The sequence below is a fragment of the Streptomyces sp. NPDC054863 genome (assembly GCF_053610825.1).
Genome location: NZ_JBSGZD010000084.1, coordinates 1 through 14,964, shown reverse-complemented (window position 1 = coordinate 14,964; position 14,964 = coordinate 1). Strand labels below are relative to the sequence as shown.

At 70.8% G+C, this 14,964-nt stretch carries 12 protein-coding genes; 11 read left to right on the top strand and 1 reads right to left on the bottom strand.

Translation table 11 applies throughout. From position 1 onward, the window contains the following. Positions 1-161 precede the first annotated feature (161 nt). The 5 genes from ACWGIG_RS17405 to ACWGIG_RS17385 all read left to right on the top strand — a co-directional run bounded on the left by ACWGIG_RS17405 (position 162) and on the right by ACWGIG_RS17385 (position 4,772). Positions 162-1,022 carry a dihydrodipicolinate synthase family protein gene (locus tag ACWGIG_RS17405; protein WP_453322482.1) on the top strand — a complete coding sequence of 287 codons (861 nt, stop codon included), beginning with the start codon at positions 162-164 and terminating at the stop codon, positions 1,020-1,022. Between the two features lie 37 nt (positions 1,023-1,059). Continuing rightward, positions 1,060-2,076 (top strand): proline racemase family protein, encoded by a 1,017-nt coding sequence (locus ACWGIG_RS17400; protein ID WP_453322471.1) that lies wholly within the window; start codon positions 1,060-1,062, stop codon positions 2,074-2,076. Further along, positions 2,073-3,479, top strand: a complete 1,407-nt coding sequence (locus ACWGIG_RS17395; protein WP_453322470.1) for an aldehyde dehydrogenase family protein — start codon at positions 2,073-2,075, stop codon at positions 3,477-3,479. The genes ACWGIG_RS17400 and ACWGIG_RS17395 overlap by 4 nt, the downstream gene beginning before the upstream one ends. Before the next feature lie 40 nt (positions 3,480-3,519). Then, positions 3,520-4,239, top strand: coding sequence for a GntR family transcriptional regulator (locus ACWGIG_RS17390; RefSeq protein ID WP_453322469.1), 720 nt, complete (start codon positions 3,520-3,522; stop codon positions 4,237-4,239). Between the two features lie 98 nt (positions 4,240-4,337). Further along, positions 4,338-4,772 (top strand): VOC family protein, encoded by a 435-nt coding sequence (locus ACWGIG_RS17385; protein WP_453322468.1) that lies wholly within the window; start codon positions 4,338-4,340, stop codon positions 4,770-4,772. 217 nt (positions 4,773-4,989) lie between these two features. On the opposite strand, the gene ACWGIG_RS17380 is transcribed toward ACWGIG_RS17385, so the two are convergent. After that, positions 4,990-6,297: an aminopeptidase P family protein gene (locus tag ACWGIG_RS17380; RefSeq protein WP_453322481.1), complete on the bottom strand. Its 1,308-nt coding sequence runs from the start codon at positions 6,295-6,297 to the stop codon at positions 4,990-4,992. A 281-nt stretch (positions 6,298-6,578) separates the two neighbouring features. Between ACWGIG_RS17380 and ACWGIG_RS17375 the strand changes: the two genes are divergently transcribed. The 6 genes from ACWGIG_RS17375 to ACWGIG_RS17350 all read left to right on the top strand — a co-directional run bounded on the left by ACWGIG_RS17375 (position 6,579) and on the right by ACWGIG_RS17350 (position 14,898). Further along, complete coding sequence (locus tag ACWGIG_RS17375; protein WP_453322467.1) at positions 6,579-8,927, top strand: collagenase; 2,349 nt, start codon at positions 6,579-6,581, stop codon at positions 8,925-8,927. A gap of 140 nt (positions 8,928-9,067) precedes the next feature. Next, positions 9,068-10,822: an ABC transporter substrate-binding protein gene (locus tag ACWGIG_RS17370; RefSeq protein WP_453322466.1), complete on the top strand. Its 1,755-nt coding sequence runs from the start codon at positions 9,068-9,070 to the stop codon at positions 10,820-10,822. A gap of 14 nt (positions 10,823-10,836) precedes the next feature. After that, positions 10,837-11,817 carry an ABC transporter permease gene (locus ACWGIG_RS17365; protein ID WP_453322465.1) on the top strand — a complete coding sequence of 327 codons (981 nt, stop codon included), beginning with the start codon at positions 10,837-10,839 and terminating at the stop codon, positions 11,815-11,817. Beyond that, complete coding sequence (locus ACWGIG_RS17360; RefSeq protein ID WP_453322464.1) at positions 11,814-12,800, top strand: ABC transporter permease; 987 nt, start codon at positions 11,814-11,816, stop codon at positions 12,798-12,800. The genes ACWGIG_RS17365 and ACWGIG_RS17360 overlap by 4 nt, the downstream gene beginning before the upstream one ends. Further along, positions 12,800-13,888: an ABC transporter ATP-binding protein gene (locus ACWGIG_RS17355; RefSeq protein WP_453322463.1), complete on the top strand. Its 1,089-nt coding sequence runs from the start codon at positions 12,800-12,802 to the stop codon at positions 13,886-13,888. Before ACWGIG_RS17360 ends, ACWGIG_RS17355 begins: the two co-directional genes overlap by 1 nt. Beyond that, complete coding sequence (locus ACWGIG_RS17350; RefSeq protein WP_453322462.1) at positions 13,885-14,898, top strand: ABC transporter ATP-binding protein; 1,014 nt, start codon at positions 13,885-13,887, stop codon at positions 14,896-14,898. The genes ACWGIG_RS17355 and ACWGIG_RS17350 overlap by 4 nt, the downstream gene beginning before the upstream one ends. The last annotated feature ends 66 nt before the right edge of the window (positions 14,899-14,964 follow it).

Sequence of the window (14,964 nt, the reverse complement as noted above, 5' to 3'; positions counted from 1 at the left end):
CGGGCGCCGGGCCCTCTTGCCCGGCCCGTATGCCATTCAATAAAATGTCACACACCACTCTAGGGAGCTCTTGCATGAACACGATCGACAGCAGCACGGACAGCACCGTCGGCGGCAGCACCGCTACGCCCCCCGCCCGCCTCCGCCCCTGGCACGGCGTCATGGTCGCCACCACCCTCCCCTTCCGCGACGACCTCACCGTCGACTACGACGAGTACGCGGCCCAGGTGGCCCGCCTCCTCGCGGCGGGCTGCGACGGCGTCGTGCCCAACGGGTCGCTCGGCGAGTACCAGACCCTCACCGACGACGAGCGTGCCCGCGTCGTCCGCACCGCGGTCGAGGTCGCGGGCGGCGACCGCGTCATGCCCGGCGTCGCCGCCTACGGCAGCGCCGAGTCCCGCCGCTGGGCCGACCAGGCCGCAGCGGAGGGGGCCGGTTCCGTGCTGCTCCTGCCGCCCAACGCCTTCCGGGCCGAGCCGAGCGCCGTACGCGCGCACTACGCCGAGGTCGCCGGCGCGGGCGTGCCCGTCGTCGCGTACAACAACCCCTTCGACACCAAGGTCGACCTGACCCCCGAGCTGCTCGCCGCGCTGCACTCCGACGGAAGCATCGTCGCCGTCAAGGAGTTCAGCGGCGACGTCCGCCGGGCGTACGAGATAGCCGAACTCGCCCCCCATCTGGACCTGTTGATCGGCGCGGACGACGTGCTCCTCGAACTCGCCCTCGCCGGGGCCGTCGGCTGGATCGCCGGATACCCGAACGCACTGCCCGTCTCGTCCGTCGCCCTCTACCGGGCCGCCGTCGCCGGGGACCTCGCCACCGCGCTGCCGCTCTACCGGGCCCTGCACCCGCTCCTGCGCTGGGACTCCAAGACCGAGTTCGTCCAGGCCATCAAGCTCTCCATGGACCTCGCGGGGCAGCGCGGCGGCCCCACCCGCCCGCCGCGCTTCCCGCTCCCCGCCGGGCAGCGGGCAGCCCTTCGCGCCCTCACCGAGAAGCTCATCGCCGACGGCCACCGCTGACCAGGCGACGGCCCAACCCCCCTACCCGGAGGCCCAGTTGCGCACCCGTCACGTCTTCCACGCCGTCGACTCCCACACCGAGGGCATGCCCACCCGCGTCATCACCGGCGGCTTCGGCGTCATCCCCGGCGCCACCATGGCCGAACGCCGGCTGTACTTCGCCGAGCACCGCGACCAGTTCCGCACCCTCCTGATGTACGAGCCGCGCGGTCACTCCTCGATGAGCGGCGCGATACTCCAGCCGCCGACCCGCCCGGACGCCGACTACGGCGTCCTGTTCATCGAGGTCTCCGGCTACCTCCCGATGTGCGGCCACGGCACCATCGGCGTCGCCACCGTCCTCGTCGAGACCGGCATGGTCGAGGTGCAGGAGCCCGTCACCACGGTCCGGCTCGACACCCCCGCCGGGCTCGTCTCCGTCGACGTGCAGGTCAAGGACGGGGCCGCCACCGCCGTCACCTTCACCAACGTGCCCGCCTTCAGCGTCGCCCTCGACCGAAAGATCGAGGTCCCCGAATTCGGCACGCTCACCTACGACTTGGCGTACGGAGGAAACTTCTACGCCTTCGTCCCGCTGGACTCCGTCGGCCCCGAGGGCATCCCCTTCGACCGCTCCCGCAAGGACGACATCCTCGCCGCGGGGCTCGCCCTGATGGACGCGGTCAACGCGTCCCCCGAGCACCGCCCCGTGCACCCCGAGGACGACCGCATCGGCGGCCTCAAGCACGTCTACTTCGCCGCCCCCGGCTCCGACGCCGTCCGCTCCCGGCACGCGATGGCCATCCATCCCGGCTGGTTCGACCGCTCGCCGTGCGGCACCGGTACCTCCGCCCGCATGGCCCAGCTGCACGCCAGGGGCGAACTCCCGCTCGACCGCGACTTCGTCAACGAGTCCTTCATCGGCACCGAGTTCACCGGCCGTCTCGTCGGGACCACAACCGTCGGCGGAATCGAGGCGGTGGTGCCCACCGTCACCGGGCGCGCCTGGATCACCGGCACCGCCCAGTACTTCCTCGACCCCACCGACCCCTTCCCCGGAGGGTTCCTCCTGTGACCGGCACACCCACGGGCCCCCTGCTCGCCTCCCGCGTCGTCTCCCGCAACCCGTCGGATCCGGGAGACGTCGTCGCCGACGTGGCGAGTACCGGTATCTGGCGCACGGTCGAGGCGGCCGACCGGGCCAGGGACGCGCACCGCTCCTGGTACGCGGCCGGGGCCGCCGCCCGCTCCGCGGCGCTCACCTCCGCCGCCCACGCAGTCGAGCAGGCGGCCGACGAGCTGGCGGACCTGGCCGTACGAGAGGTGGGCAAGCCCCTCACCGAGGCGCGCGGCGAAGTATCACGCACCGTCGCGATCCTCCGCTACTACGCCCAACTGCCCTACGACGCCACGGGATCCGTCCACGAACCGGCGGGCGGCGCGGGGTTCCTCCTGACCCGCCGTCGGCCGCATGGCGTCGCAGGGCTGATCACGCCCTGGAACTTCCCCTACGCCATCCCCGTCTGGAAGGCGGCGCCGGCGCTCGCCGCCGGAAACGCCGTCGTCCTGAAACCCGCCCCGGAGGCCACCGGCTGCGCACTGCGCCTCGCCGAACTGCTCCAACAAGCCCTGCCCGCAGGTGTGTTCACGCTCATCCCGGGTGGTGCACCGGAGGGCAACGCCCTGGTCTCCGCCGTGGACGCCGTCTCCTTCACCGGCTCCACCGTCACCGGCAACGCCGTCGTCCGCACCGCCACCGCACGCGGCATCCCCGTACAGGCCGAAATGGGCGGCCTCAACGCGGCACTCGTCCTGCCCGACGCGGACCCGGCGCGCGCCGCCGCCCACATCGCCGCCGCGATCGCCGGATACGCGGGCCAGAAGTGCACCGCCACCAGCCGCGTCATCGCCGTCGGCGCGGCCCTCGGCCCGCTGCGCGACGCACTCGCCGACGCCTTGCGCGCGATCCCGGCGGCCGATCCGGCCCAACCGGCCACCGTGTGCGGCCCGTTGATCTCGGAGCAGGCGCGCGGGAAGGTGCTGGAGGCGGCCCGTGACGTACCCCTGCTGGCAGGCGGAAAGCCCGTGGAAGGGCCCGGCTGGTACGCCGCGCCGACACTCGTCGAACAGGTGCCGTCCGGCCATCAGCTGCTGCGCGAAGAGGTCTTCGGGCCCGTCGCGGTCCTCCTGCACGCGGACGGCCTCGACCAGGCGGTCCGGATGACCAACTCGGTTCCGTACGGCCTCGTCACCTCCGTCCACACCGGTGACCTCGACGCTGCCCTGCACGGACTCGACGGACTCGACACCGGCATGATCCGCCTCAACGCCCCCTCCACGGGAGTCGACTTCCACCTCCCCTTCGGCGGTACGAAGTCCTCCAGCCACGGTCCGCGCGAACAGGGACGCAGCGCACTGGACTTCTACACTTCCACCCGCACGTACTCTCTCCACCGGGCCGCGATGAGCGCAACGTGACATTGTACGCTGGCAGTCCGCAGCAAATCGGAGGGCCACCATGGGCGAACTCAAGCAGCAGCGCCACCTGATCACCGCCCAGGAACGGCTCCGCGACCAGGTCGCCAACGCCCTGCGCGCCGCCCTCATCGCGGGCGAGCTCCGGCCGGGATCCGTCTACTCCGCGCCGGGACTCGCCGCGGACTTCGGCGTGTCCGCCACGCCCGTGCGTGAGGCGATGCTCGATCTGGCCCGCGAAGGGCTCGTCGAACCCGTACGGAACAAGGGCTTCCGGATCACCGAGATGAGCGAGCGCGACCTCGACCAGTACAGCGAGATCCGGGCGCTCATCGAGGTGCCGGTGATCGGGCAGGTCACCCGCACCGCCACCCGCGAGCAGCTGGAGGCACTGCGCCCGGTCGCCGAGGAGATCGTCGCGGCGGCCCGCGAGCACGACCTGATCGGCTATCTGGAGGCCGATCGCCGCTTCCATCTGACGCTGCTCGGGCTCGCGGGCAATGAGCGGCTCGTCGAAACCGTCGGTGATCTGCGCAAACGCTCTCGTCTTTACGGACTGACCCGGCTCGACGAGCGCAATGAACTGCTGCCGTCGGCCGAGGAGCACATCGAACTCCTCGACCTGATGCTGACCGGGGACGCGTCGGCTGCCGAGGCCTGCATGTCCCGCCATCTCGGGCACGTGCGGTCGCTGTGGGCACGGTCCCGCGACGAACCGGTGGGGACCGGGCTTCCGGCTGCCCGGAAGTTGGGCGTCCGCTAGCGGCGGGCGGGGGAGCGTACCAGGATGGGGACTGTTCGGGCATTCGGCCGTGCAGTCCCCATTCGGCCGTGCAGCGCCTCAGTAGTGGAGGACCACTTATGGAATGGACCCTCGAAGTCGTCCCGGTGCCGGTCTCGGACATCGACCGGGCGAAGGACTTCTACGCGGAGAAGTGCGGGTTCAAGGTCGACGTCGACATGCAGATCAGCGAGACGGCCCGGGTCGTGCAGCTGACCCCGCCGGGCTCGCGCTGTTCGATCGCCCTCGCGAAGGGGTTGACCCCGCCTCCGGAATGGGTCACTCCGACCGCTCCCGGCTCGCTCCAGGGGCTTCAGATGTGCGTGGTCGACATCGTCGCCGGCCGGGAGGAGCTGGCGGGGCGCGGGGTGGAGGTGAGCCCCGTGATGCACCTGGGGGAGAAGGGGTGGGAAGAGGGCAAGGGTGACACCTGGAACTCGTGGGCCTACTTCAGGGACCCGGACGGGAACGGGTGGGTGGTGCAGGAGGCGCCGGGGCCGTTGGCTGAGAGGTAGGTGGCGCGGGCAATCGCGGGTGGTGGCGAGCGCGGGCCGGAGCGAGGGGGCGGCTCCTCCGGGAGCCGCCCTGTGCCCACCCTTCCCCAAGCTTTCGGCTCCGCTCGGCCGGGGGAGACCCCACTCGCCCCATGGGCGGCCCATGTGCCCACAGGGCGGGCGGCGCGTGTGATGACGGGCAGCGGCGGCCCGTGTCGCAGGGCGGCGGCGGTGCGGGTCAGGCCAGGAGGTTGCCCATCCAGTTCTCCACCGCCGTGGCCTCGCGCGGCAGGGCGTTCGACATCAGGCGGGCGCCCTCCGCCGTGATCACCAGGTCGTCCTCGATGCGGACGCCGATGCCGCGCAGTTCCCACGGCAGCGTTTCGTCGTCCGGCTGGAGGTAGAGGCCGGGCTCCACGGTCAGGACCTGGCCCTCCTCCAGTACGCCGTCGAGGTACTGGTCGGCCCTCGCCTGGGCGCAGTCGTGCAGGTCGAGCCCCAGCATGTGGCCCGAGCTGCACAGCGAGTACCGGCGGTGCAGCCCGCTGTCCGCCCGCAGCGACTCCTCCGGCGGGACCCGCAGCACACCCCAGTCGTGCAGCCCCTCCGCCAGCACCGCCGAGCACGCCCGGTGGAAGTCGCGGAAGCTCGCACCCGGTTTGAGGGCGGCGATGCCCGCGTCCTGGGCGGCCAGCACCAGGTCGTACACCTGCCGCTGGACCGGTGAGAAGCGTCCCGACAGGGGGAGGGTGCGGGTGATGTCCGCGCAGTAGAGGGAGTCGGTCTCCACCCCCGCGTCCAGCAGCAGCAACTGGTCGCGGTCCAGGGGGCCGTCGTTGCGTATCCAGTGCAGTACGCAGGCGTGGGCGCCGGCGGCGGCGATGGTGTCGTAGCCGGTGCCGTTCCCCTCGGCGCGGGCGCGCAGGTTGAAGACGCCCTCGATCCAGCGCTCGCCGCGCGGGTGCGCGAGGGCGGTGGGCAGGGCCCGTACGACGTCCTCGAAGCCGACCGTGGTGTGGTCGACGGCGAGCTGGATCTGATCGACCTCCCAGGCGTCCTTCACGAGCCTCAACTCGCTCAATGCGGTGGCAAGTTCGGGGTCCGTGTGGGCGCGGCGCGCGGCGGCCGACGGCGTGTAGTCGTCGAGATGGGCGCATCGGATGCCGGTCAACTGCGCCGCCTCGTCGAGATCGGGACGCCGGCCCACCCAGAACTCCCCGTACCTGCGGTCCCGGAAGAACTCGCCGCGTCCGTCGCCGCGGGGCGAGCGCGGCCGTACGTACAGCACCGCGTCCCCGTCGGGCTCGATCACCAGTACGTGCCCGGGCTGGTCCTCGGTCGTCAGCCCGGTCAGCCACGCGTACGCGCTGTGCGGCCGGAAGCGGTAGTCGCAGTCGTTCGACCGCACCTTCAACTCCCCGGCGGGGATGACGAGTCGCTCGCCGGGGAAGCGGGCCGCGAGCCTGGCGCGCCGCCCCGCGAAGTGCGCGAAGCCCGGCACCCGGGCGCCGGACGGGGGAGAGGGAGGTGTCCACCGGTCGCCCATGTAGGCGGCGAGGGCGGGGGAGACCGGCAAGTCGTGGCTGACCGTGTGGAGTTGTGCGGGTTGTTCCAGTGGTGCCGCTTGGGCGGTCTGAGAGGTTTTCGAGGGGTACGAGGTCACGTTTTCGCCTCCGGAGACAGGTGAGTTGTCTGAAGCCTTGTCAGTGCAATTTCACATTACTATGTTACCGGTCACACCTCGGGGCGCGGAAGCCGACGGAAAACGTCGGCGCCGGCCCCTCAACTCCCCACACAGATCCGGAGATTCAGGTGTCACACCCGCGTATGCCTCGCAGGATTCTGCTGGCCGCAACTCTCGCGACCACCCTTGCCCTTCCGGCCATTCAGTCCGCCCAGGCCGCCCCCGTGCCTCCCGCGCAGAGTCCCGCCGCCGCCGACCGGCAGTCGCAGCCCCGTGCGGCAGCCCCCGGCGCCAATCCGTTCGACGAGGTCCAACGACGCGCGACCGCACCGAAGTCGACCCCGGCGCCCGCACCCGCACCCGGGGCGCTCACCGAGCGGGGCCGGACGCCAGGAGCCCAGACGAAGGCGCTGAAGCAGGACGCGAGATCCGGCGCGGCGAGACCCGCGGCGCCGCGAGCGGCCGTCGCTCCCTGCACCCTCGACGGCATCACGGGCCTGTCGCCCGAGCAGTTCGCCGACTTCCTCGCCGACCCGGCCGTCACCGCCGACGGCTGTATGCGCGACCTGATCTGGACCTGGGACGCCCGTCTCGCGCCGGTCATGTCCGACGCCCACGTACAGGCCGTCGCCCGCCGCATATCGAGCCTCGCGCCGAACCACGACGGCAAGAACACCACCCATCTGTACGAGATGTTCACCTACCTGCACGCGGTGGCCTACCACGACTTCTCGCGCGACGAGATCGACACCACCGACACCCCGACGGTGGAGACCGTGCGCCGGGCGATCAACGCCTTCGGCACCGCGGCCCGCACCTTCGACGTCACCAAGACCAACGCCAACACCCTGCGCGAAGCGCTCTACGCCGCAGGTCCCGGCCTGCGCCACTCCCAACTGGGCCTGATCCAGAAGGTGCTGGCCACCATGGACCAGTACCACAACACCCAGTACCAGGACCCGGCCTGGGGCGGCGCCGCGCTGGCCGCACTGTCGACGAACTACCTCGGGGTCTACCCCGGCAACAAGGACACCGCGTTCCACACCGTCGTCACCCAGAACGCCACGTACCGCGAGGCGTTCAAGAAGTTCGCCGGCTACACCCACCTCAAGGGCACCCCCAACGAGTGGGTGGTGCGCGACGCGATGGGCGAGTACGGCCGCTTCGGCGAGATCCCCGCGCTGAAGACCGAGATCGTCGCCGGCCTCGGCCCCCTCCTCGCCACCACCAAGCAGAACTTCGGCGACGGCAGCGGGCCCTGGGCCAAGGTCGCCGGCTGGCTCAACTACTTCGGCGCCTGCAAGCAGTACGGGGTCTGCAAGGAGGACGTCGAGAAGCGGATCTTCCCGTACACCTACGTCTACGACAACGGCGCCATCAAGGTCCGCACCGGCCTCGACCGCGCCACCGTCGACCAGCTCTACTACGCGTCCAAGCAGGTCAAGGCCCAGTTCCACCGGGTGGTCGGCAGTACCGAGCCGATCGCGGGCGACACCAACACCACCCTCAACATCGTCCTGTACGCCTCCCGCGCGGACTACGAGAACTACCACCCGCTGCTCACCGGCATGGGCACCAACAACGGCGGCGTCTACATCGAGAAGGGCGCCACCTTCTACACCTACCAACGCCGCGTCCCCCAGGACTCCTCGCTCACCCTCGAAGAGCTCTTCCGCCACGAGTACGTCCACTACCTCAACGGCCGCTTTGCCGTGCACGGTTCGTTCGGCGAGGGCCCCTGGTACCGAGACGACCGCACCACCGCCATGGACGAGGGGACCGGCGAGTTCTTCGACGGCGCCACCCGCGACGACGGCATCGCCGTACGCAAGTCGCTGGTGAAGAGCATCATCGCCGACACCTCCCGCGGCGGACCGCGCATGACGGTCAATCAGCTCCTGCACGCCACCTACGACGGCGACGGATTCCGCTTCTACTCGTACGCCGGAACCTTCTTCGAGTACCTGTGGCGCGACCACCCCGGCAAGCTCCAGGAGATGTACAAGCACCTGCGCGCCAATGACGTCGCGTCCTACGACGCCTGGCGCAACCAGCAGGGCTCCGACGCCAACCTCCAGCGCGGCTACGACGCCTTCCTCGACCAGCAGATCGCCATCGTCGACCAGCTCTTCGTGCCCAACACCCGGTACACGCCCAACGGTTCACTCAAGTACGCGGCCGTCACCGACGTGAAGGCCGCCTTCAGGTCCGCCACCTCCATGGACCCCACCGCCTGCAAGGACGAGGGCGGCACGGAACTGGGCCGGTTCACCTGCACCGGCCGCATCACCGCCAACCTCAGCAACTCCGGTGATCCCAGCAAGGTGTTCAAGGACATGTCCGAGACGGTCGACTACTTCATCCTCGACCGCTCCGAGCCCGCCGCGAACAACCTCGCCGACATGAACTGCTCCTTCGGCAAGGTCGACGTCTGGCCCGGCGGCAAGGCCGGCAGCGCCGACTACGTCTGCGAAGGCCCGCTGCGCCGCTAGCACCCCGGGCAAGAGCCCACCCGTGCGACAGGCACCACCTGTGCGACAAGCACCATCCGCGCCACCTCTCACCCTCACTCGGGGCCCGGTCCGGTCAGGTCGGGCCGGGCCCCGGCATGCCCGTACCAAGTGGAGTAGTCATGACCAAGCGCACCCGACTCGCCCTCGCCACCACCCTGGTGACCGCCCTCGCCCTCGGCGCCACCGCCTGCGGCGGAGCCACCAAGGGTGAAGGCGGAAAGGGCCAGGGCCAGGGCAGGAACAACCCGGCCGCCGCCAACGAAGGCAAGATCCTCGGCGGCACCCCGGCCAAGGGCGGCACCCTCACCATCCTGTCCAACCAGGACTTCGGCCACCTCGACCCGGCGCGCAACTGGGTCATGCCCGCCATGGACTTCGGCACCCGGCTGCTCTACCGCACCCTCGTCACCTTCAAGGCCGAGCCCGGCAAGGGCGGCAGCGAGCTGGTTCCCGACCTCGCCACCGACCTCGGCACGTCCTCCCACGGCGGCAGGACATGGACCTTCACCCTCAAGAAGGGCCTGAAGTACGAGGACGGCTCCCCGATCAGGGCGCAGGACATCAAGTACAACGTCGAGCGCTCCTTCGCCCCCGACCTCACCGGCGGCCCCGACTACGCCGCCCGCCTCCTCGCCGGCACCAAGGGCTACTCCGGCCCCCTCCAGGGCAAGCACCTCGAATCGGTGAAGACCCCCGACGACCGCACCATCACCTTCGAGCTGGCCCGCCCCGTCGCCGAGTTCTCCTCCATCGCGACGCTCACCACCTTCTCGCCCGTACCGCAGAAGGAGGAGAAGGGGGCGCAGTACGACGCACGGCCGTTCTCCTCGGGACCGTACAAGATCGAGTCGTACGCACGGGACAAGAAGCTCGTCCTGGTGCGCAACAGCCACTGGGACGCGGCGAGCGACCCGGTCCGCAAGGCGTACCCGGACAAGTTCGTGATGGTGATGGGGCTCAAGGGCGGCCAGGTCGACGACCGCATCATCGCCTCCGACGGCGCGGACGCGTCCGCCGTGTCGTGGTGGGACATGACCGCCGCGAGCGCGCCCAAGGTGCTGCCCAGGCCGGAGATCAAGTCGCGGCTCGTCGCGGAGCTGAGCGGCTGTACCGACATGCTCCAACTCAACACGTCCCGGGAGCCGTTCAACGACCCGAAGGTCCGCGAGGCCGTCCAGTACGCCCTCGACAAGGAAGCCGTCGTCACGTCCGGCGGCGGCCCCGCCCTCAACGAGATCGCCACCGCCTACATGCCGCCCTCCATGACCGACGGCAAGCAGCCCGACAGCCTGAAGATCGCGCCGGCCGGTGACCCGGAGAAGGCCAAGCAGCTCCTCAAGGACGCGGGGAAGACGAGCATCGACGCCTCCCTCACCGTCTCCACCGGCGACAAGACCAAGGCGGAGGCCGTCCAGCAGGGCCTGGCCAGGGCCGGGATCAAGGTGAAGATCGACACGGTCGACCCGGCCGCCTACAACGACGCCATCGGCGAGATCAAGTCCGCCCCGGACATGGTCGTCAGCGGCTGGTGCCCCGACTACCCCAACGGCTCCTCCTTCCTGCCCTTCGTCTTCGACGGCCGCTACATCAAGCAGACCGGGAACTCCGGCAACAACAGCCAGTTCCGCGACAAGCCGACCATGCGGCGCATGGACGAGATCGCCGCCATGACCGACGTCGCCCTGGCCGACAGGGCGTGGGGCGAACTCGACGCGCAGATCCTCGCCAAGCACCCCGCCGTCCCGATGCTCATCGAGCGCAAGCCGCTGCTGATCGGCACCAACGTGGCCGGCGCGTTCGGCCATCCGGTGTGGGCCGGGCAGCTCGACTACGCGACGATCGGCCTCAAGGACCCGTCGAAGAGCCAGGGCTGAGGGTCCGTCACATCATGACTGCAACCACCGCACGCAAAGAAGACCCACCCGGAGGGTCCGCACCCCGAGGGTCCGCACCCGACGAGACCCCACCGGGCAGCAGCCCCTGGCAGCTCGCCCGCCGCGAGCTGCGCCGCCGCCCCGCGGTCAGGATCAGCATCGGCGTCGTCGCCCTCTTCGTCCTGATGGCGCTCACCGCGCCCTGGCTGGCCGCGCTCGGCGGCTGGAGTCCGGACGAGTTCGACAAGTCCGCGATCGACCCCTACCTCGGCGGCCTGCCGATCGGCCCGTTCGGCGGGATCGGCCCCGAGCACTGGCTCGGCGTCGAACCCGTCACCGGCCGCGACCTGTTCGCCCGCGTCGTGCACGGCGCGCAGGTCTCCCTGCTCATCGCGTTCACCGCGACGGCCATCGTCGTCCTGGTGGGCACCGCCGCCGGAATCGCCGCGGGCTACTTCGGAGGCAAGGTCGACTCCGTCCTCAGCCGTCTGATGGACCTCACCATGTCCTTCCCCTCCCTCATCTTCATGATCGCGATGATGTCGGTGGCGAAGGACGTCAACCGGATCGTCCTCATGACGGCCGTGATCGGGCTCTTCGGCTGGCCCGGCATCGCCCGTGTCGTCCGCGGCCAGACGCTCTCCCTCAAGCACCGCGAGTACGTCGACGCCGCCCGCCTCGCGGGCGCACGACCCTGGCGCATCCTCACCCGCGACGTCCTGCCCGGCGTACTGGGCCCGGTCATCGCGTACACGACCCTGCTCGTCCCCGGCATGATCAGCACCGAGGCCGCGCTCTCCTACCTGGGCGTCGGAGTGCGCCCGCCGACCGCGTCCTGGGGTCAGATGATCGCGGAGAGCGTCACCTTCTACGAGACCGACCCCACCTACTTCCTCATCCCCAGCACCTTCCTCTTCCTGGCCGTGCTCGCCTTCACCCTCCTCGGCGACGCCCTGCGCGACATCCTCGACCCGAGAGGAGCACGCAGCGCATGACCCTCTACCTGCTGCGCCGCCTCGCGGGCGTCCTCGGGGTGCTGCTCGCCATCGCCGCCGTCACCTTCGTCATCTTCTACGTGCTGCCCGCCGACCCCGCCGCCGCGGCGTGCGGCAAGACGTGCAGCCCCGAACGCCTGGAAGCCGTACGCCACCACCTGGGACTCGACCTCCCGCTGTGGCGGCAGTTCGCCGACTTCCTCACCGGCATCTTCACCGGCCGCACGCTGGGCACCGGCCAGTACGCCCTCCAGTGCGACTTCCCGTGCCTGGGCTACTCGTACGAGAACTCGCTGCCCGTCTGGGACCTCCTGATGGACCGGCTGCCCGTCTCCGCGTCCCTGGCCGTCGGCGCCGCCGCGCTGTGGCTGGTGCTCGGCCTCGGCGCGGGGGTCGTGGCGGCCCTGCGCAAGAACACCCTCATCGACCGCACCCTCATGGTCGGGGCGGTCGCCGCCGCGTCCCTGCCCGTCTACTTCACCTCCGTCATGCTGATCTACGGGGTGATCCGGATCGCCGGGATCCTGCCCTACCCCGAGTACCACGACTTCACGGCAGGGCCCCTGACCTGGGCACTCAACCTGCTGCTGCCATGGACCGCGCTCGCCCTGCTGTACGCCGCGATGTACGCGAGACAGAGCCGCGGCTCCATGATCGAGGCGATGGCCGAGCCGTACATCCGTACCGCCCGCGCCAAGGGCATGCCCGAGCGCACCGTCGTCGTCAAGCACGGACTGCGCTCCGGCATGACCCCCATCCTCACGCTCTTCGGCATGGACCTCGGCGGACTTCTCGCCGGGGCCGTCATCACCGAGTCCATCTTCGGACTGCCGGGCGTGGGACGGCTCTTCTACGGAGCGCTGAGCACCGCCGACCAACCGGTGGTGCTCGGCGTGACGCTGATGGCCGCCTTCTTCATCGTCGTCGCCAACCTGGCCGTCGACCTGCTCTACGCCGTCGTCGACCCGAGGGTGAGGTACTGATGCCACTGCTTGAAGTCGCCGATCTGAGCGTGGAGTTCACCACCGCACGCGGCCCCGTACGGGCCGTCGACTCCCTCGGCTTCACCGTCGAGGCCGGCCGCACGCTGGGCATCGTCGGCGAGTCGGGATCCGGCAAGTCCGTCACCTCGCTGGCCGTGATGGGCCTGCACCGCGGAGCCCGCGTCGGGGGCTCCATCAAGCTCGACGGACGCGAACTGACCGGTCTCGCCGAGAAGGAACTCTCCCGGCTGCGCGGTCGCCGGATGGCGATGATCTTCCAGGACCCGCTGTCCAGCCTCCACCCCTACTACACCGTCGGCGAGCAGATCGCCGAGCACCACCGCGTCCACTTCCGCACCGGCCGCGCTGCCGCCCGCAAGCGGGCGATCGACATGCTCGGCGAGGTCGGCGTCCCCGAACCCGCCCGCCGGGCGGGGGAGTACCCGCACCAGTTCTCCGGCGGAATGCGCCAGCGCGCCATGATCGCCATGGCGCTCGCCTGCGAACCCGACCTGCTCATCGCCGACGAACCCACCACCGCCCTCGACGTCACCGTCCAGGCGCAGATACTCGAACTGATCGCCCGCCTCCAGCAGGACCGCGGCCTCGGCGTCGTCATGATCACCCACGATCTGGGGGTGGTCGCCCGCGTCGCGCACGACGTGCTCGTCATGTACGGAGGCCGGGCGGCCGAACAGGCCCCGGTGGACGACCTGTTCGCAGGACCCGCCCACCCCTACACGCGCGGGCTGCTCGACTCGCTGCCCCGCCTCGACGACGCCGACGACGCCCCGCTGCGGGCCATCGCCGGGTCCCCGCCGTCGCTGCTCACCCCGGCCGCCGGGTGTGCGTTCGCCCCCCGCTGCGGGGCGCGGGCCGCGGACGCGGTGGGTCAGGAGCTGCGGGACCGCTGCGACACCGTACGGCCCGACTTCGTACCCCTGACGCGACGGTTCGATGTCGTCCCCCTGGCGCAACGGCCCGACTCCGGCGTCCTGGCGCAGCGGCCGGACGGGGTCCCGCGCGGCCCGGACCACCGCGTCGCCTGTCACTTGACCGCGCCCCGGGCGCAGGAGGTCGCCCGATGACCGCACCAGCCGTCGCACCTGTCGAGGCGCGGACGGGCGCACCGCTGCTTTCGGTGCGCGACCTGACCATGACCTTCCCCGGGCGGCGCACCCGGTCCGGCCGAAAGACCCCCGGAATCAAGGCGGTCGACGGCGTCGGCTTCGACCTCGCCCCGGGCGAGACGCTGGGCCTGGTCGGCGAGTCGGGCTGCGGGAAGTCGACCACCGGGCGGATGCTCGTCCGCCTGCTCGAACCGACCTCCGGCACCGTCTCCTTCGACGGTGCGGACATCACGCACCTCTCGCCGGCCGCGATGCGCCCGCACCGCAAGCACCTCCAGATGGTCTTCCAGGACCCGCACTCCTCCCTCAATCCCCGCCAGACCGTGGCCCGCATCATCGCCGACCCGATGCTCGTCCAGGGCAGGACGGCGGCCGAAGCCCGCTCCAGGGCGGCGGAGTTGATGGATCTGGTCGGACTGATCCCGGAGCACATCGACCGTTACCCGCACGAGTTCTCCGGCGGACAGGCCCAGCGGATCGGCATCGCCCGCGCCCTGGCCACCGACCCCCGCCTGGTCGTCGCCGACGAACCGGTCTCCGCGCTCGACGTGTCCGTGCAGGCGCAGGTGGTCAACCTGATGGAGGGGCTGCGCCGCGAACTCGGCCTCGCGTACGTCTTCATCGCGCACGACCTGTCCGTGGTGAAGCGGGTCTGCGACCGCGTCGCCGTCATGTACCTGGGCCGCATCGTCGAGATCGGCGACAAGCAGGAGGTGTACGGAAACCCCGCGCACCCTTATACGAGGGCGCTGCTGTCCGCCGTACCGCTGCCCGACCCGGCGGCCGAACGGGCCCGCGAGCGGATCACCCTCCTCGGCGACCCGCCGAGCCCCGCCTCCCCGCCGCCGGGCTGCACCTTCCACCCGCGGTGCCCCAAGGCGCAGGACGTCTGCCGCACGGAGCGCCCGCTGCTGCGGATCGGGATGCCGGGGGAGCGGCGGGAGGTGGCCTGCCACTTCCCGTACTGAGGGCCCGTCCCAAGGACGTGTGAAGGCCCCGGGTCCGCATGCGGACCCGGGGCCTTCACACACACC